22 protein-coding genes are annotated in these 23,635 nt (G+C 64.4%); 10 read left to right on the top strand and 12 right to left on the bottom strand.

Annotated features, from left to right (window positions below; genetic code table 11):
* Positions 1-255: 255 nt before the first annotated feature.
* The 9 genes from CXR29_RS04000 to CXR29_RS03960 form a co-directional block, all read right to left on the bottom strand.
* Entirely contained in the window at positions 256-2,634 is a 2,379-nt protein-coding gene (locus tag CXR29_RS04000; RefSeq protein ID WP_241241584.1) for a transglycosylase domain-containing protein, read from the bottom strand.
* Between the two features lie 103 nt (positions 2,635-2,737).
* The gene (locus tag CXR29_RS03995; protein ID WP_101555585.1) at positions 2,738-3,670 is read right to left on the bottom strand and encodes a metallophosphoesterase; all 933 of its coding nucleotides are present in this window, start codon (positions 3,668-3,670) and stop codon (positions 2,738-2,740) included.
* Between the two features lie 91 nt (positions 3,671-3,761).
* Complete coding sequence (locus tag CXR29_RS03990; protein WP_101594374.1) at positions 3,762-4,670, bottom strand: metal ABC transporter permease; 909 nt, start codon at positions 4,668-4,670, stop codon at positions 3,762-3,764.
* Positions 4,667-5,536: a metal ABC transporter ATP-binding protein gene (locus CXR29_RS03985; RefSeq protein ID WP_025780867.1), complete on the bottom strand. Its 870-nt coding sequence runs from the start codon at positions 5,534-5,536 to the stop codon at positions 4,667-4,669. The genes CXR29_RS03990 and CXR29_RS03985 overlap by 4 nt, the downstream gene beginning before the upstream one ends.
* 2 nt (positions 5,537-5,538) lie before the next feature.
* Positions 5,539-6,603 carry a metal ABC transporter solute-binding protein, Zn/Mn family gene (locus tag CXR29_RS03980; protein WP_127363973.1) on the bottom strand — a complete coding sequence of 355 codons (1,065 nt, stop codon included), beginning with the start codon at positions 6,601-6,603 and terminating at the stop codon, positions 5,539-5,541.
* 399 nt (positions 6,604-7,002) lie between these two features.
* On the bottom strand, positions 7,003-8,055 hold the full coding sequence (locus CXR29_RS03975; RefSeq protein ID WP_101594376.1) for an aspartate-semialdehyde dehydrogenase: 1,053 nt from the start codon (positions 8,053-8,055) through the stop codon (positions 7,003-7,005).
* A complete protein-coding gene (locus CXR29_RS03970; RefSeq protein WP_025780862.1) occupies positions 8,052-9,377 on the bottom strand; it encodes an aspartate kinase in 1,326 nt (441 codons plus the stop codon). The genes CXR29_RS03975 and CXR29_RS03970 overlap by 4 nt, the downstream gene beginning before the upstream one ends.
* 364 nt (positions 9,378-9,741) lie before the next feature.
* A complete protein-coding gene (recR, locus tag CXR29_RS03965; RefSeq protein ID WP_127363972.1) occupies positions 9,742-10,347 on the bottom strand; it encodes a recombination mediator RecR in 606 nt (201 codons plus the stop codon).
* Positions 10,344-13,661, bottom strand: coding sequence for a DNA polymerase III subunit gamma and tau (locus tag CXR29_RS03960; RefSeq protein WP_127363971.1), 3,318 nt, complete (start codon positions 13,659-13,661; stop codon positions 10,344-10,346). Before CXR29_RS03960 ends, recR begins: the two co-directional genes overlap by 4 nt.
* Positions 13,662-13,753: 92 nt before the next feature.
* Here CXR29_RS03960 and CXR29_RS03955 point away from each other — a divergent pair, with 92 nt between their 5' ends.
* Genes CXR29_RS03955 through CXR29_RS03920 form a run of 8 tightly spaced genes read left to right on the top strand, consistent with a single transcriptional unit; the run spans position 13,754 to position 19,537 of the window.
* Positions 13,754-14,416, top strand: coding sequence for a DUF1707 SHOCT-like domain-containing protein (locus CXR29_RS03955; protein ID WP_127363970.1), 663 nt, complete (start codon positions 13,754-13,756; stop codon positions 14,414-14,416).
* Positions 14,413-14,667 carry a hypothetical protein gene (locus CXR29_RS03950; protein WP_127363969.1) on the top strand — a complete coding sequence of 85 codons (255 nt, stop codon included), beginning with the start codon at positions 14,413-14,415 and terminating at the stop codon, positions 14,665-14,667. Before CXR29_RS03955 ends, CXR29_RS03950 begins: the two co-directional genes overlap by 4 nt.
* A gap of 31 nt (positions 14,668-14,698) precedes the next feature.
* Complete coding sequence (locus CXR29_RS03945; protein ID WP_127363968.1) at positions 14,699-15,727, top strand: GNAT family N-acetyltransferase; 1,029 nt, start codon at positions 14,699-14,701, stop codon at positions 15,725-15,727.
* Between the two features lie 60 nt (positions 15,728-15,787).
* On the top strand, positions 15,788-16,402 hold the full coding sequence (locus tag CXR29_RS03940) for a DUF4178 domain-containing protein (protein WP_127363967.1): 615 nt from the start codon (positions 15,788-15,790) through the stop codon (positions 16,400-16,402).
* Positions 16,402-17,013 carry a DUF2617 family protein gene (locus tag CXR29_RS03935; RefSeq protein ID WP_101594384.1) on the top strand — a complete coding sequence of 204 codons (612 nt, stop codon included), beginning with the start codon at positions 16,402-16,404 and terminating at the stop codon, positions 17,011-17,013. Before CXR29_RS03940 ends, CXR29_RS03935 begins: the two co-directional genes overlap by 1 nt.
* The gene (locus CXR29_RS03930) at positions 17,010-17,447 is read left to right on the top strand and encodes a hypothetical protein (RefSeq protein ID WP_205751082.1); all 438 of its coding nucleotides are present in this window, start codon (positions 17,010-17,012) and stop codon (positions 17,445-17,447) included. Before CXR29_RS03935 ends, CXR29_RS03930 begins: the two co-directional genes overlap by 4 nt.
* Positions 17,448-17,465: 18 nt before the next feature.
* Positions 17,466-17,894, top strand: coding sequence for a DUF350 domain-containing protein (locus tag CXR29_RS03925; RefSeq protein WP_051505309.1), 429 nt, complete (start codon positions 17,466-17,468; stop codon positions 17,892-17,894).
* The gene (locus CXR29_RS03920) at positions 17,891-19,537 is read left to right on the top strand and encodes a polyamine aminopropyltransferase (protein WP_241241583.1); all 1,647 of its coding nucleotides are present in this window, start codon (positions 17,891-17,893) and stop codon (positions 19,535-19,537) included. Before CXR29_RS03925 ends, CXR29_RS03920 begins: the two co-directional genes overlap by 4 nt.
* A gap of 122 nt (positions 19,538-19,659) precedes the next feature.
* Here the strand turns inward: CXR29_RS03920 and CXR29_RS03915 are convergent, their stop codons facing one another.
* The 3 genes from CXR29_RS03915 to CXR29_RS03905 form a co-directional block, all read right to left on the bottom strand.
* A complete protein-coding gene (locus CXR29_RS03915; protein WP_101555597.1) occupies positions 19,660-20,064 on the bottom strand; it encodes a DUF4190 domain-containing protein in 405 nt (134 codons plus the stop codon).
* 103 nt (positions 20,065-20,167) lie between these two features.
* Positions 20,168-20,758, bottom strand: a complete 591-nt coding sequence (locus tag CXR29_RS03910; RefSeq protein ID WP_101555598.1) for a TIGR03085 family metal-binding protein — start codon at positions 20,756-20,758, stop codon at positions 20,168-20,170.
* 83 nt (positions 20,759-20,841) lie between these two features.
* Positions 20,842-21,456: a Sir2 family NAD-dependent protein deacetylase gene (locus CXR29_RS03905; RefSeq protein WP_241241582.1), complete on the bottom strand. Its 615-nt coding sequence runs from the start codon at positions 21,454-21,456 to the stop codon at positions 20,842-20,844.
* Between the two features lie 3 nt (positions 21,457-21,459).
* On the opposite strand from CXR29_RS03905, the gene CXR29_RS03900 reads away from it, so the two are divergent.
* A complete protein-coding gene (locus CXR29_RS03900; protein ID WP_127363966.1) occupies positions 21,460-21,696 on the top strand; it encodes a hypothetical protein in 237 nt (78 codons plus the stop codon).
* A gap of 582 nt (positions 21,697-22,278) precedes the next feature.
* Positions 22,279-23,079: a ParA family protein gene (locus CXR29_RS03895; RefSeq protein ID WP_127363965.1), complete on the top strand. Its 801-nt coding sequence runs from the start codon at positions 22,279-22,281 to the stop codon at positions 23,077-23,079.
* Positions 23,080-23,635: the final 556 nt, after the last annotated feature.

The raw sequence follows: 23,635 nt of genomic DNA, 5'->3' as shown, positions 1-23,635 counted from the left end.
CGCCGAGGCGGTCCCGAGGTGATCCGGGATGACCAGGCTTTCCTGGTGTGGTCGACGACTCTGGTCCGTTCCCCACACTAGCCCAGACCGGGCAGGCCGGGCACCTGCGTTCCGAGACGGCTGTGTTCGACTGCTCGAGCCGGCGCCGGCCTACATGCAGACGGGACAGTGAAGGCGGGGAGGACCAGGTCCTCCCCGCCTTCACTGGAACGGTGTCCGATGGCGTCTATCGGCCGGTCACGAGGTCACCGCGGGTCAGTTGCCGCCGAGGCCAGGAGCCTCACCGCCGTCGCCGCCGTCTCCGCCGCCGTTGTTGCCGGAGTTTCCGCCGCCGTTGTTGCCCGAGTTGCCACCGCCGCCGTTGTCGCCGGAGTTTCCGCCGCCGTTGCTTCCGGAGTTGCCACCGCCGCCGTTTCCGCCGCTGGTGCCACCGCCGCCGTTTCCGCCGCTGGTGCCACCGCCGCCGGTTCCGCCACCGGTGCCGCCACCGCCGCCTCCGCCGCGGTTCGTGCCCGACGAGGAGCTTCCGCCACCGGTCCCGCCGCCCTGGAAGAACTTGCTGCTGGGCTTCGGGAAGCCGGTGTTGCCCTTGGTCTCCTTCACCGCCTGGCTCATGTACGACTGCCAGGTCTTACCTGAGATCGTGGCACCGTAGATGTGGCCGCGAACTGCGCCGGCACCATTCGTACGCCAGTCATGCGTACCGCTCGGGTCTCCCGTCCACACCGCGGTCGACAGGGTCTTCGTGAAGCCGAGTAGCCAGGTGTGACCGACCTCGAAGTTCGTCGTACCGGTCTTCGCACCGGCCGGGACTCCGATCTTCAGCGAGCTGGTCGTACCGCCGTTGAACGTCTGCGTCAGCGCGTATGCGACGCCCCTGGCCACATCCTTGGACAGGACACGTTTGCAGCCTTCACCCGGCAGGTCGAGTTTCTCGCCCTTGCGATCCTTGATCTCGAGGATCGGTTTGGGACCGCAGAACTCACCTTCGTTCGCGAAGGTGGCGAACGCTGCGGCCATGGCGATGGGTGTGGTCTCTGTCGTTCCGAGGATCGATGATGGAGACAGGGCCTGAATGAAGCCCGACTTGTCCTCATGATCAAGCGTCTCACCGCTGCCGTAGCGGATGCCCAGATCCATCGCGGTGTCCATGATGTCGCACATGTTCATCTGGTTGCCCATGGCCGCGTAGCCCGTGTTGACGGATTTCTTCGTTGCCTCGAGCGCGGTCATAGATCCCTTGCCTGGTCCATCGCCAGCGTTGTTCGGGTCCCAGTCTCCGGCCATGTTCGGGCAGCCGTCGTACTTCCAGGAACTGGCCGGGAAGTTGCGTTTCGTAGCATTGACCGTGCTGTTGAGGCTCTTGCCTTCCTTCAGCCAAGCCGTGAGCACAAAGGGCTTCCACGTCGAACCGACCTGGAATCCGCCGCCGCCGTTGTGCTTCTTGTCGACGGTGTAGTTGATCGAGGTCTTCTTGTTCTTGTCCTTCTTCTTCACGTCGCCGACCGTGTACTCACGATTCTCGGCCATTGCGATGACTTCACCGGTGCCCGGTTCGATCGTCACCAGTGCGTGACCGGCACCGGAGGGATCGCCGACGGGGACGCGCTTCTTGACCTCTTTGTCCGCGATCTTCTGGATATCCGGGTTGAGGCTGGTCTTGATCGTCAGGCCGCCTCGTTGGAGGAACGCGAGCCTCTCGTTGGCAGTCTTGCCGAATGTCTCGTCATTCATGATGACATTCTGGACATAGTTGCAGAAGAACTCCGCCTTGCTCTTAGCCGCCGAGCAGCCGTTCGGCGTCTCATGCAGATCGAGATCGAGGTCGGTCTTAACTGCCTTGTCGTATTCCTTCTGCGTGATGTGGTCGTACTTGAGCATCTGCCCGAGCACAGTGTTGCGACGCTTGAGCACCTGATCGGGGAAGCGCTGGGGATTGAATGCGGAGGGGTTCTGAACGATTCCGGCGAGCATCGCCGACTGCTGGATGTTGAGATCCTTGGCGTGGATTCCCCAGTACCGGTAGGCCGCGGCTTCGACGCCGTAGACGTTCGGGGAGCCCGAATAGTTATTGATGTTCATATAGCGGTTGAGGATGTCCTTCTTGTCGTACTTCTTCTCAACCGCGACAGCGAGCTTGGCTTCGCGCAGCTTACGCGCATAGCCGGCAGTGCCTTCGGACTCCTTCGCCGCCGCCACGCCCTCGGAGTTGTCCTCGGCGTGCGCGTTCTCTGCGAGAACGTTCTTCACGTACTGCTGGGTCAGCGTCGATCCGCCCTGAGTCGTCGACGACACCATATTGTGCACCGCTGCACGGGCGATGCCCTCGATGTCGACGCCGCCGTGTTCGAAGTACCGGTAGTCCTCGACCGCGATCGTCGCGTTCTGCATGTCCTGCGAGATCTCGTCGAGAGGCACCTCCTGGCGGTTCTGCCAGTAGAATTCGGCGAGCTCAGAACCATCGGAGGCGAGCATCGTCGACTTCTCGCCGAGATCCTTGATCTCCAAGGTGGCGGGAAGCGAATCGAAGATCTCGACAGCACTGTTCGCGCTGGCTGTTGCGACGCCGACGCCGGGAATGGCCAGACCGGCAGCGACGATTCCCGCCACCGCACTGACGGCCACGAACTGCATGAACGCGCCCATTTTTGTGGGTGGGGCGTTTGACTCAGGAGACACCATGGTAGTCAGTTTAACGAATTCGCCTTGTGCAGATCTTCAGAAATCGCTGAACGGCCTAGGCTCTTGCAACGAGTTCCAGGACGCTGACTTCCGGTCGGCAGGCAAAACGCACTGGTGAGTACGGTGAGAAGCCGAGTCCTGCGGAGATCGTGACGAGACTCTGCCGGTAAGGGAAAACTCCGCGTGCGCGTGTCCGGTCGAGGTCGCAGTTCGTCACCGGTGCGCCCCAGAAGGGCACACGGATCTGTCCGCCGTGCGTGTGTCCGGCCATGATGAGATGCGCCCCCGCCGAGGCGAATGCCTCCAAGGTCCGCGAATACGGAGCATGTGTCACTCCCACTTTGAGACCGGCCGACGGATCGAATTGCGGATGCTCGAGGTCGCCCTCCCCCGGTTCTCCCCCACTCCAGCGGATCCGATCACGGTCGATATGGGCGTCGCCTAGGCCCGAGAAGTGGATCCGGGTGCCCTTGATCGTCAGCGCCGCCTCGGTGTTGTCGAGGAAATGCCATCCCTGCCCGCCGTTCGCCGTCTCGCCTTCGAACCCGCGGACGAGTGCCTTGACGTCGAGGTCGGGGCTGACGCGGTGCTTGACCTGGGACGGTGAGCGCAGATATTTCGCAGGGTTCTTCAGCTGCGGGGAGAAGAAGTCATTCGACCCGAGGACGAACACACCGGGGATGTTGAGGAGTCCCGAGTAGACGTCGAGGACCTCGGGCACGATGTCGGCGGAGAGGTTGTCGCCAGTGTTGACCACGAGGTCGGGTTCGAGGCGAGTGAGCGCTGTGACCCAGGAGGCGCGATGCTTCTGCCAGGGAGCCAGGTGCAGGTCGGCGACGTGGAGAATCCGGATGGACTCGGCTCCGGCAGGCAGGATCGGCAGGGTGTGGCGGCGGATGGCGAAGAGGTGCGGTTCGATGACCGCACCCCAGATTCCGGCGGCCGCGGGAACGGCAAGAGCACCGGAGAGGAGAGCGCGCTTCTTCATTCCCCCAACTCTATCCGCTCCTCCAATTGCTACCTGACGGCGGCCCAGCAACCTCGCGCGGGGTTGCTGGGCCGCCGTCAGGTAGCAATTATCAGGGGGTGGGGATGGGGGTGTTGTGTTCTTTTGCGGCACGGTGGGCGCGGCGGCGGTGCAGGGATCTCATCCGGCGGCGACCGACGAGGCGGCAGATGACGTAGATGAGGAACGAGATCGTCGTGACGAACGGGCTGATCGGCACCACCGGCGAACCGAGGGCGATGAGGATGCCCCCGACCGAGGCGGTCACGGCGAAGATCACGCTGAGGACCGGCACCCACACCGGGGAGGCCGAGAGCTGAGTCGCTGCGGCGGCCGGGGTGATGAGCAGCGCAAGGACGAGGAGGACTCCGACGACCTGCACGCTCAGTGCCACGGCAAGTCCGAGGGTGAGCATGAAGACGATGGTGAGCACGCTGACCGGCACGCCCTTCGCCCGAGCCACGTCAGGGTCGAGGCTGGAGAACATGAGCGGACGCCACACGATCGCCAACACCACGAGCACGGCCAGCGCGCAGATGATGAGAGTGAGGATCTGGCCGGGAGTGATGGCGACGATCTGGCCGGTGAGCAGCCCGAACTTGCTCGCCGCCCGCCCGTCGTAGAGGGCGAGGAAGAGGATCGCCAGGCCCAGGCCGAAGGGCATGAGGACGCCGATGATCGCGTTCTTCTCCGAATCCTTGGCGCCGCCGATGCCGATGATGAGAGCGGCGACGATGGATCCGACGATCGACCCGGTCACGACGTCGAAACCGACGAGCAGCGCGAAGGCGGCACCGGCGAAGGAGAGTTCGGAGACTCCGTGAACGGCGAAGGGAATGTCGCGGGCCATGACGAAGACGCTGATGAGACCTCCGACGACGCCGAGTAGCGCAGCGGCGATGAGCGAGTTGGCCAGCAGCGCGACGAGTTCGCCGTAGTCCTCGAAGGTGAAGAGGTTGGCAAAGATCTCAGGAACACTCATCGGTTCGCCACCGTCCCGTCGAGGTCGAAGGAGTCATCGGGCAGATTGTGGTGGTCGACGCACTCCTCTTCACCGCCGACGACGACGAGGCGTCCGCCGACGCGGACCACTTCGACCGGGGAGCCGTAGAGCCGGGACAGCGATTCGGTGGTCATCACTTCAGAGGGGGTGCCGATGAGGAAATGCCCGCCGACGATGTAGAGGACCCGGTCGACGTATGGCAGGATCGGGTTGATCTCGTGGGTGACGAAGACGACGGCGGCATCGCGTTTGACCCGCTGTTCGTGCAGCAGAGCGGCCACCACCTGCTGGTGGTGCAGATCGAGCGACAGCAGCGGTTCATCGCAGAGCAGCACTGCGGGATCATTGGCCAGGGACTGAGCCACTCGCAGCCGCTGCAGCTCTCCGCCGGAAACCGTGCCGGCGGGGGCATCGGCATAGTCGGTGGCGCCGACGGAGGCCAAGAGTTCCTCGACCTTCTTCTTCCGACCCCGGGACAGCAGGCCCATCCCCCACCGGTGACCGTCGATGCCCATACGGACCAGATCGCGGCCGCGCATCGGGGTGTGCGGGTCGATTCCGCGCTGCTGCGGAATGTAGCCGATGGCAGGGTTGCCCTTATGCACTTCCCGACCATCGACCTCGGCGGTTCCGGCCGACAGTGTGTTCTGCCCCAGCAGCACCTTGAGCAGTGACGTCTTTCCTGTGCCGTTGGGGCCTAGCACGGCGAGGAACTCCCCCGGCGCGACGTCGAGGTCGAGATCGTGCCAGAGCACCCGCGGGCCGAAGCGCAGTTCGGCATCGCGCAGTCGAATCACCGGCTCCCGGGGTGCAGGTTGCGCGGAAGCGTCGGATTCTTTGGCCATAGTCAGTGCTTGTGTCCTTCGAGTGCTGTCGAAATATCGGTGATGTATCCGTCCATCCAATCGACGTAATGCTCGCCGTCGGGCATGGTCTCGGCGAGGTCGACGACCGGAACATCGGAGTCGTCCGCGGCAGACTTCAGCGCTTCCGCCTGGGGACCTGCCGCCTGAGTATTGTATCCGAGCAGCACCGCCTCGCCGTCGGAGATCTGCTTCTCCGCTTCCTTGAGCACGAGCGGCGGCACATCGTTGCCTTCTTCGACGGCTTCGAGGAACTCGTCCGACGTGATGTTCTCCAGGCCCATATCGGCGAACAGCCACAGCGGCACCGGCTCGGTCGCCGCGACCTTCTCACCGTCGTGGTCCTTCTTGGCCGCGTCGATCTTCGTCTGCAGTTCGCCGAGGCTCTTCTTGTACTCATCGGCATTGGCGGTGAAGTCATCCTTGTGCTCCGGCACCGCCTCGCCGAGGTGGATCGCCGCCTCATCGACGAGTTTGGTCATCGTGGGCACCGAGTACCAGACATGTTCGTTGAACTCGCCGTGGTCATGCCCCTCGTGCTCGTCGGCTTCTTCGGAGTGCTCGTGTTCCTCCTCGGAGTGCTCGTCGCCCTCGTCGTGCGTGTGTCCGCCCGCCTGGGCCTCGTCCTCGTCCTCGCTGTGGCTGTGATCGTGAGGCTCGTTGCCGAGATCCTCGGAGCCGGGCAGGTCGGAGATCGAGACCGCATCGATCACTTCGGGATCAGCATCCGAGGCCTCGAGCATCGTGGTCATGAAGGCGTCGTAGCCGCCGCCGTTCTCCACGACGAGGTCAGCCTTCGACAGCTTGAGACGATCCTGCGTGGTCGCCTCGTAGGAGTGCGGGTCCTGATTCGGATCATCGATGACCGGGCTCACCTCGGCGTAGTCGCCGGCGACTTGGGAGACGATGTCGGCGTAGACATTCGTCGAGGTCACGACCCGCAGCTCGCCCGATTCCGAACCGGAGGCCCCTCCCCCGCAGCCGCTGAGGACCAAGGCCGTCGAAGCGGCGATGGCTCCGGTGGTGAGAGCGATTCGCGAAGATGTCATGAGGAGCCTTTCTAAGGCATCGAGGATCAAACAACATCATCGACGATACTCAGATCAGAGGTCGGCCACTAATATAAATATTTATATATAGCAACCTTTTTATACGTCCCCGCTGCTCTCAGCATTCTGCGCGCGCTCAGGGGTTTTCGGCCGAATAGTGTGCATGAGCGGCTTCAGAATTCATACGCGGTGATCTTGATCAGGGCGTATGAACTTCGAAGCCGCGAGTGCCGACTTTCCGTTGGGCCGTGTGCCTTCCGCTCTGGCGCTTGTACGAGTCTGATGGGCAGTCGAGCACAGTCGCCGGAGACGACGAACCGCCCGGAAGCGGGTGCTTCCGGGCGGTTCGTCGGCCGCTTCGCCTCACCGATCAACACCGGCGGGCACCAGCAGAGTTTCTCAGGCGGCCTTCGCTTCGAGCTTGGCAGCCAGCAGGGCGGCGATCTGCACGGTGTTGAGTGCCGCCCCCTTGCGCAGGTTGTCGTTGGAGACGAAGAGGACGAGCCCCTTGCCAACTGGCGCCGACTGGTCGGCGCGGATGCGACCGACGAAGCTGGCGTTCTGACCTGCGGCCTTCAGCGGGGTCGGGACCTCGTCGAGCGAGACTCCGGGTGCCTGCGACAGGATCTCGGCGGCCTGTTCGGGGCTGATGTCGGAGTCGAATTCGGCGTGGATGCTCAGGCTGTGTCCGGTGAAGACGGGCACGCGCACGCAGGTGCCGGCGACGAGGAGGTCGGGCAGGCCGAGGATCTTCCGGCTCTCGTTGCGCAGCTTCTTCTCTTCATCGGTTTCATTCTGCCCGTCGTCGACGACCGATCCGGCCATCGGCAGGACGTTGAACGCAATCGGTTCGACGTAGTTGTTCGGCTCCGGCAGGCTCACTGCGTTTCCGTCGGTGGTGAGCTTGCGAGCGTCGGGCAGACCGGCCTCCAGCTGACCGGCGAGTTCCTCGACTCCGGACAGACCCGAACCGGACACGGCCTGGTAGGTGGCCACGATGAGGCGGCTGAGTCCGGCCTTGTCATGGAGGGCCTTGAGCACAGGCATGGCGGCCATGGTCGTGCAGTTCGGGTTCGCGATGATGCCCTTGGGCGGCTCGTCGAGTGCGTCGGGGTTGACCTCGCTGACGACGAGCGGGACCTCAGGGTCCGAACGCCACGCCGAGGAGTTGTCGACGACGGTGACTCCGGCGGCCGCGAAACGCTCCGCCTGCGCCTTGGACGTTGCCCCACCGGCGGAGAACAGAGCGATGTCGAGTCCGCTCGGATCCGCCTCGGCGGCATCTTCGATGGTGATGGGCTGGCCCTTGAAGTCGATCGTCTTCCCGGCTGAACGGGCCGAGGCGAAGAGCCTCAAAGTGCCGATCTCGAATCCGGGATCATCGGCCAGGAGGTCGAGCATGACTCCGCCGACCTGGCCGGTTGCTCCGACTACTCCGATATTGACGCTCATCGTCCGGTACCTCCGTACACCACTGCTTCGTTGTCTTCGCTGTCGAGTCCGTAGGCGGCATGGGCGGCACGGACCGCGTCGTCGAGCAGGTCTGCTCGGGTGACGACGCTGATGCGGATCTCCGAGGTGGAGATCATGTCGATGTTGACCTGAGCTTCGCTCAGCGCTTCGAACAGGGTCGCGGTCACGCCCGGGTGCGAGCGCATTCCGGCGCCGACGACGGAGAGCTTGCCGATCTGGTCGTCGTAGCGAACCTGGTCGAAGCCGATCTCGGCCTTCACCGCGTCGAGAGCTTCAAGCGCCTTGGCTCCGTCGTCCATGGGCAGGGTGAAGGAGATGTCCGTCTTGCCCGGCTCACGGGTGGAGATGTTCTGAACGATCATGTCGATGTTGGCTTCCTGCTTGGCCAGAGTCTTGAAGATCTCAGCGGCCTTGCCGGGGACATCGGGAACACCGACGATCGTGACCTTGGCTTCCGAGCGGTCGTGGGCGACGCCGGAGATGATTGCCTGTTCCATGGTGGACTCCGTTTCTGGTTCCGCTGCCGGGATCGATGAACCCCGGCCCTGGCGGAAGGCTTCGGGGATGGGTGAATCGGTCACCCAGGTTCCTTGGTTGCGAGAGAATGAGGACCGCACATGTACGGGCACGTTGTAGCGGCGCGCGTATTCAACACAGCGGAGCATGAGGACCTTGGCGCCCGAGGCGGCCATCTCCATCATCTCTTCGTAGCCGATCTCATCGATCTTGCGTGCCGTGGGCACGATGCGCGGGTCGGCGGTGAAGACGCCGTCGACGTCGGTGTAGATCTCGCACACATCGGCATCGAGCGACGCGGCCAATGCCACAGCCGTGGTGTCGGAGCCGCCGCGGCCGAGGGTGGTGATGTTCTTCGCGGTCTGGCTCACACCCTGGAATCCTGCGACGATGGCGACGTATCCATCGTCGAGGGAGGACCGGATGCGGCCGGGAGTGACGTCGATGATTCGGGCCTTGCCGAACTGCTCATCGGTGATGACTCCAGCCTGGGAACCAGTGAAGGACTGGGCTTCGAAGCCGAGGTTGGCGATCGCCATGGCCAGGACCGCCATCGAGATGCGCTCACCGGCGGTCAGCAGCATGTCGAGTTCGCGGGCGGGGGGCATGGGGGAAACCTGTTGGGCCAAGTCGATGAGATCATCGGTACTGTCACCCATGGCCGACACCACGACAACTACTTCGTGGCCGGCTTGACGGTACTCGACAATTCGTTTGGCCACCCGCTTGACCGATTCCGCATCGGCTACCGAGGACCCACCGAACTTCTGGACGACTATGCTCACTGCAGTATCTTCCTTATCGCTGATAAGTTCCGTGCCAGGCGATCGATTCCATGGTTCCAAACATGGAGGTCTCGTGCTGCATCGATCAGGATTTCAGCCGTGTCGGGCTCCCGGCACCTGAACCATTGTATGAGGTAGGTCATTTCGGTTCACCTTCGCCCGTCATTCAGACACCGCCTGACCGGGCCGAATGTCCGCCCGCGCAAACCCGAGCGTTGACTGTGCACATAGGCGAGACGGCGGTTGGTCATAGGGCGTTCAGCCCCTGCTCAGAAATTGTTATAAATGGGGCGCCTGAACTCCGGAGAATCACCCGCGCAGGTGCGGAATATCCGTGAAGTCGAGAATCTTCCCGCCGAGGCGGTCAGTCGATCTCGCGGCGACCGGAGAACGCTCGACCGAGAGTGACCTCGTCGGCGTACTCGAGGTCCCCGCCGACGGGCAGACCCGAGGCCAGACGGGTGACGGTCACACCGAGCGATCCGAGCAGCCGGACGAGATAGGTGGCGGTGGCTTCGCCTTCGAGGTTCGGGTCGGTGGCGATGACGGTCTCCCTGACCTCTCCGTCCTGCAGGCGGGTCATGAGCTCCTTGATCCGCAGATTGTCGGGCCCCACTCCGGCCATCGGGTCGATGGCTCCGCCGAGGACGTGGTAGAGCCCCCGATACTCACGGGTCCGTTCGATCGCGACGACGTCCTTGGGCTCTTCGACCACACAGATCATCGACCGATCGCGGCGCGGATCCTGGCACACCGTGCACTCGGCTTCCTCGGAGACGTTTCCGCAGATCTCGCAGAACCGCACTCGCTTCTTCACATCGGTGAGTGCCTGAGCCAACGCATTGACGTCCTGCGAGTCCGTCTGCAGGATGTGGAACGCCAGACGCTGGGCCGATTTCGGCCCGATGCCCGGAAGCTTGCCGAACTCTTCGACCAAGTCCTGGAGGGCACCTTCGTATACAGCGCTCATACTTCTCTTTCGTCAATGATCTCGCCGCCGAGGACCCGCGCGATCACGTCGACGCCCATCTGCGGCGCTTCGGAGACGTCGAGGTCCGTTTCCGGATCATACTCGTCCTCGTCCGATCCCGACTGCTGTGGGTAGGGGTTCGATCCCGGCACCGAGGCGGCCCCCGGTGCTGTGCCGCCCGCCGGGTTGGTCTGCGGAGCAGATCCGTATCCGGATCCGGCAGGCGGAGTCGTGGTGACACCGTGCTTCTCGGCAAGAGCTGCAAAGCGCGATTTGAACGGCTTCTCTCCTCCCTGAGTCGACGCCGGCGGCGGAGACTGCACGGCAGGTGCCGACTGGTCGAAGGCGCCTCCCCCGAAGTCTTTCGGGGTGTCGGCGAGATCGGGATCGTCGAGATCATCGTCGGGCGGCGGAACGACGACGGCTCCGACGTCGACGGCTCCGCTGCCTGCGCTCGTCTCGTCGATGTCGGCCGAGGCTGCGGCGGTCGACGCAGCGCCTGTCGGTGAGATGTCGATCGGCGAGGGGCCGTCGTTCCAGCTCGGTTCCTCCCACCGCGGTTCGACGTACTCCATCGGCGAATCGTCGCCGAAGCCGGATGACCTTGCTGGCGCTGGTTCCTGTTGGCGGGAGTGGTCAGACCGGCCGAAGTCGTCGGACGGTGCGTTGCCGGAGCCTGTCGAATCGGTTCCGGCGTCTGTCGGCGTACCGAAGAAGTCGTCGTCGGACAGATCGGGCACTACGAGATCCGGGACGGCTGTTTCGGAAGGATCGTGGTCAGGAACGTTCGGTTCAGGAGCGTTCCAGTCTGGGGTTTCGGAGACGGACGAGTCCGAAGCGGGAACCTGTTCGACCGAGGATTGTGGATCAGAACCAGCCGATTGCTCTTCGGTCTGCTCAGCCGGTCCGACGGGGTCGTCCTGAGGTGTGGGTTCAGTTTGTGGACCCGGCTGTTCTCCCTCCTCGTCGTCGGAGGACCAGGGGCCCTGTGTCGGACCACTGGGTTCCCAGAACTTCTCGTGGTCGACCTGGGGTTTGTCGACTTCACGGGTGCCGACGACTGCGGCGACTTCCTGCGGGCTCGGGCGGCGCTGGCTCGGCGCCGGTCCGTGATTTCCTCCGGAGTCGTTCACGGGCGGAGCAGAGGACCCCTTGCCCTGGCTGCCACCGCCGATCCGACCGACATCGCCGATATCGATACGAGCCTGGATGCCGAGGACGTCGTTGATCGCTGCCGCGAGTTTGGCCGCATGATCGCGCTGCTGGAACCCCTGGACGGATCCGGCATTGTTGAAGCCGAGGTAGACGACTCCATCGGAGAACGATTGGGGAATCGCATTGGCCGCGATGATTGCGCGAGTCAGGCGGCTGCGCTTCTCCACCGAGGCGAGGATGCTCGGCCAAGCGCGGCGGATCGCTTCGATCTCACCGCCGATGTCGCCGGATCCCGCCACCGAGGTGGCTTCCGGTGCCGCTGCCTGCTCGGTCATCTGACGCTGAGGCTGCCCGGCCTCCTGACGCTGAGGCTGGTCCGCCGGTGCGGAACCGGGCGTCGAGTCCGGAGCGGAGTCCGGCGCGAAACTGGGCGCAGAGGCACTGGCAGGGTCCGGCCTCTGCTGGTTGTCCTGAACAGATTGCGACTCATACTGCGGCGCACCCGCCGCTTCGGCCGAAGGTTCGGACGAGGAATCGGACGACGGCTGCTGTTCCTGCGCCGGCCGGCCCGCATCTGCGCTCCGGGGGTCCTCAGCAGACAGCTGCTGCGGACCCGCGTCCGCGGTCTGAGATTGCGGCTCGGACTGCGACGCCGGCTCCGGCTCGGTCTGACGCTGTCGCCCCTGCTCAGGCTGCTGCTTCGGCTGCGCCGGAGATTCGTTGAGCATCGACTCGGCGGCCGCGGCCATGGCTGCGATGTCGTCGAAGTCGTCGTGAGCTGCGCTCTGGGTCTGTGCGGCGGACGCGTTCGCAGCCGGTGCTCCGGCCCCGCGGCCCGGCGCACCTGCCGACGATCGATCGCCCGACTGTCCCTGATCGACAGCAGGTTCCTGCCCCTGGCCAGCCCCGCCGGCCGGAGCTCCCGGCCCAGCGCCCTGACCAGCACCCTGGTCCTGAGCCTGCGCCGGCGGCATGTTTGCGGCGACGCCGGTAGCAGACATGCCGATGCGACGCTCCATCCGCTCGACGCGGCTGAGCACAGCGTCTCGGCTGCGACCGGAGCCGGGCAGCAGAATGCGGGCACAGATGAGTTCGAGCTGCAGCCGCGGCGAGGTGGCACCAGACATCTCCGTCAGGCCCACATTCAGCAGGTCCGCAGCACGGGAGAGCTCGCCCTGTCCGAAGCCGTTGGCCTGCAGGGTCAGCCTCTCCAGACGGTCCGGCGGCACTTCGGGCAGGAAGGCATGGGCCGCCTCGGGTGCGGCATGGATGACGATGAGATCTCGGAAGCGCTCCAGCAGGTCTTCGACGAAGCGCCTGGGGTCCTGACCGGATTCGATGACCCTCTCCACTGCGCGGTACACCCCGGCCCCGTCACCGGCGGAGAACGCATCGACGATGTCGGACAGCAGCGAATCCGGAGTGTATCCGAGCAGAGCGACTGCTCGACCGTAGTCGACCCCATCGGGCCCGGAACCGGCGATGAGCTGGTCGAGGACCGACAGCGTGTCACGCACCGAGCCTCCGCCGGCCCGGACGACCAACGGCAGCACGCCCTTGGCCACCTGCACACCTTCACGCGTGCACAGCTCGTCAAGGTAGTTGCCCAGGGCCTCCGGCGGCACCAGGCGGAACGGATAGTGGTGGGTCCGCGATCGGATCGTGCCGATGACCTTCTCGGGCTCGGTCGTGGCGAAGACGAATTTGATGTGCGGCGGCGGCTCTTCGACGATCTTGAGCAGAGCGTTGAAGCCCTGCGAGGTGACCATGTGGGCCTCATCGAGGATGAACACCTTGTACCGGTCGCGCGCGGGCGCATAGACGGCGCGCTCACGCAGGTCACGGGCGTCGTCGACGCCGTTGTGACTGGCCGCGTCGATCTCGACGACGTCGAGCGATCCGGGTCCTCCGTTGGCCAGATCCCGACAGCTCGGGCACTCCCCGCACGGCACCGGAGTCGGCCCCTGCTCACAGTTGAGGCACCGAGCCAGGATCCGCGCCGAGGTGGTCTTTCCACACCCGCGCGGGCCGGAGAACAGGTAGGCATGGTTGATGCGGCCACGTTCGATGGCGGCCTTCAGCGGATCGGTCACATGCTCTTGACCGATAACCTCGTCGAAGGTCTCTGGGCGGTATCTTCTGTACAGTGCGGTGGACACGCCCCCTAGCCTAATGCCAACGACTGACACGAGATACGGCTCCCCGAGTCCCGCCGTTGTCGCTGACCTCCCGATCAGGCACGATAGAGATCATGAGCTCAGCCACCCCCTCACCCGGCGAGAACGACCCCGCGAAGACCTTCCGCATCGGCCACAAGGAACGCGACGAGGCGATCGAGCTGCTCCGCGAAGCCGCCGGCGACGGTCGGATCACTGTCGACGAGCTCGACGAGCGGATGGAGAAGGTCCAGGCCGCGAAGTTCCCCATCGACCTCGACGCGGTGCTCGCCGACCTCACCACCGAGCTGCCCTCCGATCGCTTCCGTCCCACCTCGGCGATCGCGCCCGCCGCCGGCCACGCAATGGCGGTCAACGGCCACGACCGCTTCGACCCGCTCGTCATCAAGGCCGGCTGGGAGTCCGAAGTCCGCCGCGCCCGATGGGCTGTCCCGCCCTTCATCCGCTGCGAACCCTCGATGTCGAACATCGAGCTGAACTTCCTCGAGGTCGAGACCGAACTCGAGGTCATCGAGATCGAGGTCGTCGCCGGCATGGGCTCGGTCACCGTCGTCATCCCCGACGACTGGGCGGTCAACGTCGACCAGCTCTCGAAGTCCTGGGGCAGCGTGAAATCCGTCGTCGACGCCGTTCCGACCGGCCGCCGGCCTCTCGTGCGCGTGGGCGGATCAATCGGGATGGGCTCTTTCAAGGCCCGCTTCGCGAACTACTTCGACCGTCGTCGATTGGCGAAATGATGGAGACCGGACTCGGCGCTGTCATCTTCCTCACCCTCTGCATCATCGTCGTCTTCAGCATCGGCGCCTGGCTCGTCTACCGGGTGATGACGAAACCGGGTGCGCACATCGGCTCCCGCCTGCCCAACCACGACCCCCACGCCGAGGCGGCCCCCACTGACCCGCCCGACCGCGGATCCGCTGCGGACCGAACCGAAGCAGACGACCCCGACGACCCCGACAGTCCCGATCACGGTCACCGGCATCCTTGAAAACCAGTCCCCGCCGTGATCGACTTTCACCATGTCTGAGATCCAGATCACGCGCATCGCCGCCGACGATGAGTCTGCGCTGCTGACATGGAACGATGTCATGCGCACCGCCTACACCGAGGCCCGCACCGCCGCCTGGTGGCGCAGCGCCGAGACGACGCTGACCCAATTCGCCCACCCGCGCCCGGGAGGGCAGGACATCGCCCTGATGGGCCGCCTCGGTGAGGAGATCATCGGCGGCGCCGAGATCAGCCTCTCCCCCGACACACCGACCGATATCGAACTCGGTGTCCTCTCCGTTCACCGTCGTCGAGGTTTCGGCACGGCCCTCGCCGAGGCGGCCGCACAGTTCCTTGGACACGATGACCGATCCTCGGCGATCGTGCAGACCGAAACCTACTGCCCGGCCGGGGTCGCCTTCGCGAGAGCGCACGGGATGAGCATCGGCAACGCAGAGCACCGACTGCTGCTCGACCTTCCCGCCTACCTGGACGCCGATGCGAATCGGTACAAGGATTCGGGGGCGTCAACGGTTGTGCCGGTGATCAGAGAGGACCCGGACTTCTCGGTCACCTCATGGATCGGAGCCTGCCCCGAGGACGTGTTGGAATCCTGGACCCAACTGCGGGAGCAGATGGATGAGGACGTGCCCGTCGGCGACCTCACCCGCTCCGCCACCCACGCCAGCACCGCGGCGATCCGCAGCCATGAGGAGCGGATGGAAGAACAAGGTTGGACCTTGGTCAGCTCGATGGCGCACGTGGGCGAACTCGCCGTCGGCTACACGGAGATCATGGTCTCGTCCCATGATCCGCAGATCGTCATCCAGGAGGACACCCTCGTCGACCGGGCCTTTCGAGGGCGTGGGATCGGTCGGGCCCTCAAGGTCGCGAACCTGCGTCAGCTGCCCGCGGTCGCCGCGACCGCCGCGGCGGAATGGGTGCAGACGTACACGGCGACGGACAACGAACCGATGCTCGCACTCAACCGCGACCTCGGGTTCTTCATCGCCGATACGATGACCGCCCTGGAGAAGAAGTCCGATCACAGCCGCGCGTGACATTCCGGTCGACTAGAGTGGGCAGTGACCCGTCCGGCCATCGAAACGAAGCAGACCGCCGTGCCAACAGAACTCCTCATCGCCGTCCTCGTCTTCATCATCGTCGTCCTCGTGACCGTGCTCGTCATCCGCTCTCGCGCCAATAAGGCCCGCAAGCAGGAGCAGACACAGCAGCCGACCACCCCGCGCGATCCCTTCGCTGCCGATCAGAACACCGGCGGTGACCCGGAGACCATCAAGGCCGGAGACCTCCTCGAGTTCGGCAACGAGAAGTACTTCGTCCGCGGCACCCTGCGCATCTCCGAGGGCGGCTACGACTGGGCCGAACACTTCTTCCAGGCCGACGCCTCGGCGACCCGCATGTGGCTGAGCGTCGAACGCGACCCCGATGTCCAGATCGCCCGCTGGCGCGACCGCCCCGACCTCGACATCGAACCGAAGGCCCGGACAATCACCATCGACGGCACCGACTACGACCTCGTCGAACACGGCACTGCCTCCTACCGGTCCGAAGGCACCACGGGACTGAACGAGAAGGGCGGGGTCGACTATGTCGACTACGAATCCGGCGACGGCCGCCTGCTCGCCTTCGAACGCTTCGACCACGGTGGCTGGGAAGTGAGCACCGGAGAGACCATCCCGACCGGCTCGTTCACCATCTACTCCGGCAGCTGATGCTCACTCTCCCCCGCCCGCTCGACGTCCCCTTCACCGACACCAGTGCCGAGGCGCTGCGGCTGAGCCTCGACCACGACCGGATCGCTCCACTGGCCACCCGCAGCGTCGATGTGCCCACCGCAGCTGCACCCACTGACACAGCCTCCGCCCTCGCCGAGGCGGTTCCTGAGCTGACCCTGACACTGACCGTCATCGGTTCCTCCCACCAGGCGATCCTGACCGATGGCGCCGCTGATGCGTTCGTCGAGACCTTCGCCTGCCTCGGCGAGGGGGCCGACGAGTCCTCACCGATCCGACCGCTGTGGAACCGCGAAGTCATCCGCCGCGGTCGGTGGGCCGGTTTCACCGAACACCGATTCACCGCGACCCGCACGGGTGTGCACGGAGACTTCCCGGATGCCGCCGCCGAGGTGCTCGCCGCCGGTGCCGACCGTGCACTCACCGCTGACGACCACCTCACGGTCGCGTTCCCCGGACAGCCCGGCGCACTGACGGCACTGTCGCTGACGTGTGCGGGACCCGAGCGGATAGCCTGGCAGTCGTGGCACTGCTACCCGCAGCATCGGGAGATCGTCCACAGCAGCTCCGAGTTGAGGAGGTCGACATGAGTCAGGGACCGAACGTCTCGATGGGCGGAGGCTCCTTCGACTTCGACCGCGCAGGAGGCGGCGGGAACGGCCCGCAGCGCCCCGGCGGACCACATCGTCCCGGCAGCGGATCGGGGCGGAAGCCGCGCCGCTTCGGCTGCGGAACGATCATCGGAATCGTCATCGTCCTCATCGTCCTCGGCAACGTCTTCCGCGGCTGCGGATCGCCCGCGAGCGCCGACTGCGGTGACTACGACCTGACCAACGGCCAATACGTCTCGAACCCCGGCAAGGGCGACTACGAGAAGAACGGCAGCAGCTATGACTACGTCGGCTGCGACACCTCACGCTCCGGAGGCGGCGGATTCTTCTTCCTCCCGTTCTTCTCCGGCGGCGGATCGAACTACGGCGACGGCTCTGGCTTCCGCGGCGGCGGACCGGGCACCGGAAAATAGGCACAGCGAAAGGCAGACATGCTCCTGAACTACCTCATCTACGAGACCGGAGTCGTCCTCTCCTATGCGGGCTGCGGACTCCTCCTCATGGTCATCGGCTACTTCGTCGTCGACCTGCTCACCCCGGGCAAGCTCCACGTCATCCTGTGGGAGCAGAAGTCGCGCAATGCGGCAGTCCTCGTCGCCTCCGACCTGGCCGGAGTCGCGATCATCGTCATCGCCGCCATCCGCGCCAGCTCCGATGACCTGGCCGCAGGCATCCTGTCCACCCTCGTCTTCGGCATCCTCGGCATCATCCTCATGGGAGTGAGCTTCCTGCTCATCGGTCTGCTCACCCCGGGCAGGACCGGCGACCTCATCAATTCCCCGCAGATGCACCCCGAGGTCTGGGTCAACGCCACCGCTCATCTGGGCATTGCCGGCATCATGGCCGCAGCCCTCCTTTGAGCACCGCTGACGAATCCGGTCAGACGTCGGCCGCGACCGCACCGACCGACTCGACCACGGACACCGCCACCGAGGCGGCCCGACCGGTCACCCTGCCGATGCGGCCGGGTCCGGCTCGGTTCTTCGTCCTGCTGGCCGTGTTCATCTGCGCGAGCTGCGGAATGGTCTACGAGCTCGCGCTCGTGGCCTTGGGGTCCTATCTGCTCGGCGACACCATCGTTCAGGCCTCGATCGTCCTGGCCGTCATGGTCTTCGCAATGGGTGTGGGTTCGCTGGCGACGAAGCGGCTGACCGGGTTCGCGGCGGTCTCCTTCGCCCTCATCGAGGCGGCCCTGGGCATCATCGGCGGGCTGTCCGTCATCCTCCTCTATCTCGCCTTCGCCTTCGCCGACGTCTACACCGTGGCCATGGTCGCCCTCGCCTTCGTCATCGGCGCGCTCATCGGCGCAGAGATCCCGCTGCTCATGGAGCTCGTGCAGCGCATCCGCGCGCAGAAGGCCTCGAGCGCGGTGGCCGACCTCTTCGCCGCCGACTATGTGGGCGGACTCGTCGGCGGACTCGCCTTCCCGTTCCTCCTGCTGCCGCTGCTCGGACTGCCGCGCGGTGCCCTGGCGGTGGGGATGACGAATGCGCTGGTGGGCATCCTCATCGTCCTCTGGCTCTTCCGCACCGAAATCAGCCGCGCCGCGACACTCATGTTGGCAGCAGTGCTTGTGCTCATCCTCGGCGGGCTCACCGTGGTGTGGGTGTATACCGACGACATCGAAGTCACCACCCGGCAGCGTCTCTACCGGGATCCGATCGTGTATTCGCAGCGGTCGGACTACCAGGAGATCGTGCTCACCGAGGCCAAGAGGACCGGCGATACGCGGCTGTTCCTCAACGGGGATCTGCAGTTCGCTTCGGCCGACGAATACCGCTATCACGAAAGCCTCGTCCATCCGCTGCTTGCCGGTCCTCGCCGCAACGTCCTCGTCCTCGGCGGCGGCGACGGCCTGGCGGTGCGCGAGATCCTCAAATACCCGGACGTCGAGTCCGTCACCCTGGTCGACCTCGACCCGGCAGTCCTCGAGCTGGCGAAGACCACGGAGCTCTTCACCGACTTCAATGATGATTCTCTGGATGATCCGCGAGTGACGACGATCGCCGCCGATGCCTTCACGTGGCTGCGGGAGGCGAAGCATTCTGCCTACGACGCGGTCATCGCCGATCTTCCCGACCCCGATGATGTGGCGACGTCGAAGCTCTACAGCATCGAGTTCTACGGGCTCATCCGCCAGGTGATGTCCCCGGAAGCGCGCCTCGTCGTCCAGGCCGGCTCCCCGTACTTCGCCCCTGAGGCCTATTGGGGCATCGGTGAGGCCGTCGCCGAGGCGGGACTGTCGACGACTCCGTATCACGTCGATGTCCCCAGCTTCGGCGATTGGGGATATTTCCTCGCCGATCTCGGTGGCGAGGGCCCCGAGGTGTCCGTGCCCGATGATGCCCCGAGCGGGTTGAAATTCGCCACCTCCGAGGTGCTCGCCGCCTCGACGACGTTCCCACCGGACCGTGATCGCGCGTCTGTGGGCACGGTCGAAGCTTCGACGCTGCTGCACCCGCGGGTGCTCGATCAGGAACGCGGCGCCTGGGTCGGCTACTGAATTCGTCTGACACGGGCTTCTCACAACGGGCTTCTCACAACGGCGTCCGACTGCGGCAGAGGGCCGACCCACACGGGTCGGCCCTCTGCCGTTTCTCTGTCGGTGTTGCCTCGTTGTCGCGGTCAGCCGGCCATGAGGCTGGCCAGGCCGCCGACGATGCCGAAGGAGATTCCGAGTGCCCATCCGAGGACGAGGAGTCCGAGGAAGACGAGGCCCAGGATGAAGCCCCACTTGCCCATCTCGTTGTCTCCGTACGCGGCTTCTCGTGAACGCTTGCGCGCCATGTGTCCGGTGATGATGCCGATGACGGGTCCGATGAAGTTGAATCCGAGGAAGGTCGACAGACTCGCCACGAGCGAGACGATGCCGAGCACCTTGCCCGGATCCTCCTCGGTGCGTTGAGCATTGGCCGTATACGGATTCGGGTAGGTCTGCGGTGCCTCGTACTGTCCGGTGGACGGGTGGGGGTACTGTCCCGCGGAGGTCGGATCGAACTGATCGGGCGTCGGGCCGGGTGCTGCGTTCATGGTGCTGGTCTCCTCTGTATCGGCTGTTGGCACCAGCCTAGGAAGACCTCGCCGACCGCCGACAGGGACCAATCCCCCGACCTGGAGGGGGTTTTCCCGACATTCAGTGCACGTCAACGAGCGCGTGGTCGTCTCGTCCCATGAGGTAGAGAAGCAGTTCGAGCGGTGCCCCGGTGATCGTCGTGGCCTCACCGCTGCCTTTCTTCCCCGCGGTGCGGGTACCGAAGCTCGGTGCTTCGATCGTCACGGGACCCTTCGCCTTCGCGGCAAACGGCAGCAACGCTACCTTCGTCTGCGCCCAGACGGTCACCGTCTCTGCCTTGGACAGCTGGCGCGGAATCCATTCGATCGCGGCCCGGCGGATGTCTTCATGGTGGACGAGGAACTCGGTCGTGTTCATCACCGTCTCCACACCCGGCAGGGCGCCCGGAGTCCACTTCGGAGGTGCGGCGACGAGTCCGAGCAGCCGGCTGAACGGCATCTGCGCGTACTCGTCCTCCTTGGCCCGCAGGCGGTCGGAGAACTTCGGCATGAAGATGCCCGCGGCAGCGCGGGGATGACGTTCGCGGATGACGAGGTGGGTGGCAAGGTCCCTGACGTTCCATCCCTCGCACAGTGTGGGGGCGTCTTCACCCGCGCGGCGGGCGGAGTCGACGAGTCGCAGTCGTTCGGCGCGTGCCAAATTGTCTTTCATACCCGCCAGTCTTCCATCTCCGGCTTGGACTCGCCTGGACGCTTCGTCATCTCACCGCCCGGTCGCTTCGCCGGCCTGTCACTTCAGCGGCGGGCCCAGGTCGTGACGAAGTCGGCGACGCGGGAGATCGACCGGTAATCGGCGAATTCGTCACCTCGGGTCGGCCCGTCGGTGACGATGACGACGGGTTTGCCCTCTTTTGCCGCCGTCCTGACGAATCGCAGACCGGACAGCACCGCCAGAGAGGAACCGAGCACCACGATGCCGGCGGCCTCGTCAGCGATCCGATTGGCCTGTTGGACCCTGGCCGCGGGGACGGAATCGCCGAAGTAGACGACATCGGGTTTGAGCAGCCCACCGCATTCGGGGCAGTCGGGGACGATGAAACCGGCGGTGTCCTCGAGTTCGACGTCGCCATCGGGTGCGGTTTCGACGTCGATCGGGTCGATGCCGACTTCCTCGGCGAAATCCGGGTTGAGCTCACTCAGTCTCCGCTGCACGAGATCACGGTCGAACAGGTGGCCGTTCTTCAGGCAGATCACCCGGTCGAGGCTGCCGTGGAGACCGGCTGGACGGTTCGAGACCTCATCACCGCTCTCGACACCTTGCCTGATGGCCGAGCGCAAGGGCAGATCGTCGATGGTCGTTGGGTGCCGTACTCCGGCGCTGATGGCATCCCAGCGGCTCGACTTGGGCATTGGGTGAATTGGCGACTCAATGCCTGGCGAGACAACGGTGCTGTTGTTGAGTCACCCACGCAGAAGCGCCAGCGCCGAGCGAAGACCGCAAAGGCCCAGCAGGCCGCCCAGCAGCGTGCCCGAGAGGAAGAATGGCAGCAGAAGAAGGCCGAACTCGCGACACCCGAGGGACAGGCTGAGAAGCAGGCCGCATTGGAGAAGATTCGCCAACTACGACGGCAGCGGAAGTTCTACAGATAGCCCGTGAGTGGGCCACTTATCGACGCTCGTGGCAACTTCGCCGATACTGTTTACCAGCCTCTCCCCCGGAATCTCAGCCCACACATCGGCGCATCTCGATTACTTTCGCAAGTGGCCATCGGGAGTGCGTACTCATCCCACGGTGGATACCCCTGCTACGTGCCAGACTCAAACCACCAGCCTTGTTGTTCTACGTGGTGACGAGGGCTCTGTTGGCTTCGCAAACGATTTGGAGACAGGAATGCCAGACCTACACCCGCTCACATGGCTAGCGACTCTCATCGTGGCCCTGATTCTAGCCACCGCGTCGGTCACAGCCTTCTGCTCCGGCTGGACTACCAGAGGGAACCGCTGTCGGAACATCGCCGGCGGGCCCTTCCACCGTTGCCGACATCACGGTGGAGAGATCGTCCTTCACGACTTCATTGGGCTGTTTCTGGTCACGGGTGTCATCCTGCTGGGTTGGAAGTGGGCCACCCATGATGGCGTATCTGCGCTGCTCACCGACATCACGAAATAAATATTGCTTGCAATATTGGCGTATTGCTGTATTGTATTATTTACACACAGGAAGGTGGCAGCATGACACAAACAATCACACTGTGGAACGAGACCGGAGGGGTCGGCAAGACCACTTCGGCGGTCTCGCTTGCCATGCTCGGCGCAATCCGAGGACTGAATACGATTCTTGTCGACCTTGATCCGCGAGCCGCAACTACCAAGTGGATCGGGGCCACTCTTCAGGACGAGGGAATGCACGTCGGCGCGATCCTCGCTGACGCTGCCCCAGAAGGCTGGGGCGAGGAACTCGCACTCTCCACCACATGGCACGACAATCTCCGGATCATCCCCTCGGACCGATCCGTTGCCCATAGAGAAGCAGAACGACCAGACGGCGGTGAGGTACGTCTGCGCGCTGCCCTCCGTGGCACCAGCGCCGATTTTGTTGTCATCGACGCACCCAACCGGCAAGGCGGTCTACTGCCCATGAACGCGCTGATGGCTTCCGACGCCGTGATTTACGCTGCCACGGCCAGCGAAGACGGCGTTGACGGCATCGACGGTGCATCCGAGACGCTTGCGGCATTTGCTCGATCACAGCAGCTTCGCGGCAGTCCTCTGATTCCTCTGGAGCTGGGAGTCATCCTGACCTCAGTCTCCGACACAATTCAGCCGAAAGTTGAGAAACGCTCCATCGACTACGTGCTCGAGCAAGGCATTGGCCTCACCCCTTTCGTTCCCAAGCGAGAGGCCGTTCGCCAGTCACGATTCAAAGGCGAGTGGTACGGCGGTCCCGGTTACGAGCGCGCCGATATCGTCGTCAACGCATACGATCAATTGCTCACCACGATCCTGGAAAGGACACCACACCACGATGACTGATCTCCCGCCCCGCTCCCGCAAAGCACGCCCAGCACCTGCCGAACCTCCGGTAGGCGCAGTCGCTGAGACCCCCGCGCAGCAAACTAGCAGCCCGCGACCGAGTGGTAAGCCCACCTACAACATTCCGCATGACCTCGAGTGGACCCAGACGAAAACGACACGGATGACGCGAGAACACGAGGAAATTCTCAACGAACTGAAGTTCCGCCATGGCCTCAAGATCCAGGAAGCCGTCTGGTATGCACTCGAAAATACATACAACAAGAAATAAAGATTGCAATAATTCTGTATTGAAAGGTTTAGGTTGCGATAAATTTCTATTGCCTCCCCTCGTGAACGAACTGCCACGCCACGAAAAACGTTCTTGCATGAATTTGCTTGGACTGAGCTTAGAGCGATTCTCGATAGTCACCGGGTGGGACTACCGGGAGCTGAGCCTCGCCGCGCACCGTCGAAACGATCGAACACCTTGAGCCATTGACAAACTATGGCCTCGGGAGGCCACAAATCTCAGTAGATGGAGGAATCACGCTGTTACCCCACACTTCTCTGGCGA

The organism is Brevibacterium linens, from assembly GCF_003999335.1.
GTDB lineage: Bacteria > Actinomycetota > Actinomycetes > Actinomycetales > Brevibacteriaceae > Brevibacterium > Brevibacterium linens.
The sequence above is the reverse complement of the archived record's forward strand: the minus strand, read 5'-3'. Positions and strand labels throughout refer to the sequence as shown.

What these genes read in the sequence shown, in the direction of transcription:
- CXR29_RS04000 (WP_241241584.1), bottom strand. Translation starts at nt 2,634, where the DNA reads ATGCAGTTCGTGGCCGTCAGTGCGGTGGCGGGAATCGTCGCTGCCGGT.
- CXR29_RS03995 (WP_101555585.1), bottom strand. Translation starts at nt 3,670, where the DNA reads ATGAAGAAGCGCGCTCTCCTCTCCGGTGCTCTTGCCGTTCCCGCGGCC.
- CXR29_RS03990 (WP_101594374.1), bottom strand. Translation starts at nt 4,670, where the DNA reads ATGAGTGTTCCTGAGATCTTTGCCAACCTCTTCACCTTCGAGGACTAC.
- CXR29_RS03985 (WP_025780867.1), bottom strand. Translation starts at nt 5,536, where the DNA reads ATGGCCAAAGAATCCGACGCTTCCGCGCAACCTGCACCCCGGGAGCCG.
- CXR29_RS03980 (WP_127363973.1), bottom strand. Translation starts at nt 6,603, where the DNA reads ATGACATCTTCGCGAATCGCTCTCACCACCGGAGCCATCGCCGCTTCG.
- CXR29_RS03975 (WP_101594376.1), bottom strand. Translation starts at nt 8,055, where the DNA reads ATGAGCGTCAATATCGGAGTAGTCGGAGCAACCGGCCAGGTCGGCGGA.
- recR (WP_127363972.1), bottom strand. Translation starts at nt 10,347, where the DNA reads ATGAGCGCTGTATACGAAGGTGCCCTCCAGGACTTGGTCGAAGAGTTC.
- CXR29_RS03955 (WP_127363970.1), top strand. Translation starts at nt 13,754, where the DNA reads ATGAGCTCAGCCACCCCCTCACCCGGCGAGAACGACCCCGCGAAGACC.
- CXR29_RS03950 (WP_127363969.1), top strand. Translation starts at nt 14,413, where the DNA reads ATGATGGAGACCGGACTCGGCGCTGTCATCTTCCTCACCCTCTGCATC.
- CXR29_RS03945 (WP_127363968.1), top strand. Translation starts at nt 14,699, where the DNA reads ATGTCTGAGATCCAGATCACGCGCATCGCCGCCGACGATGAGTCTGCG.
- CXR29_RS03935 (WP_101594384.1), top strand. Translation starts at nt 16,402, where the DNA reads ATGCTCACTCTCCCCCGCCCGCTCGACGTCCCCTTCACCGACACCAGT.
- CXR29_RS03930 (WP_205751082.1), top strand. Translation starts at nt 17,010, where the DNA reads ATGAGTCAGGGACCGAACGTCTCGATGGGCGGAGGCTCCTTCGACTTC.
- CXR29_RS03925 (WP_051505309.1), top strand. Translation starts at nt 17,466, where the DNA reads ATGCTCCTGAACTACCTCATCTACGAGACCGGAGTCGTCCTCTCCTAT.
- CXR29_RS03915 (WP_101555597.1), bottom strand. Translation starts at nt 20,064, where the DNA reads ATGAACGCAGCACCCGGCCCGACGCCCGATCAGTTCGATCCGACCTCC.
- CXR29_RS03910 (WP_101555598.1), bottom strand. Translation starts at nt 20,758, where the DNA reads ATGAAAGACAATTTGGCACGCGCCGAACGACTGCGACTCGTCGACTCC.
- CXR29_RS03905 (WP_241241582.1), bottom strand. Translation starts at nt 21,456, where the DNA reads ATGCCCAAGTCGAGCCGCTGGGATGCCATCAGCGCCGGAGTACGGCAC.
- CXR29_RS03895 (WP_127363965.1), top strand. Translation starts at nt 22,279, where the DNA reads ATGACACAAACAATCACACTGTGGAACGAGACCGGAGGGGTCGGCAAG.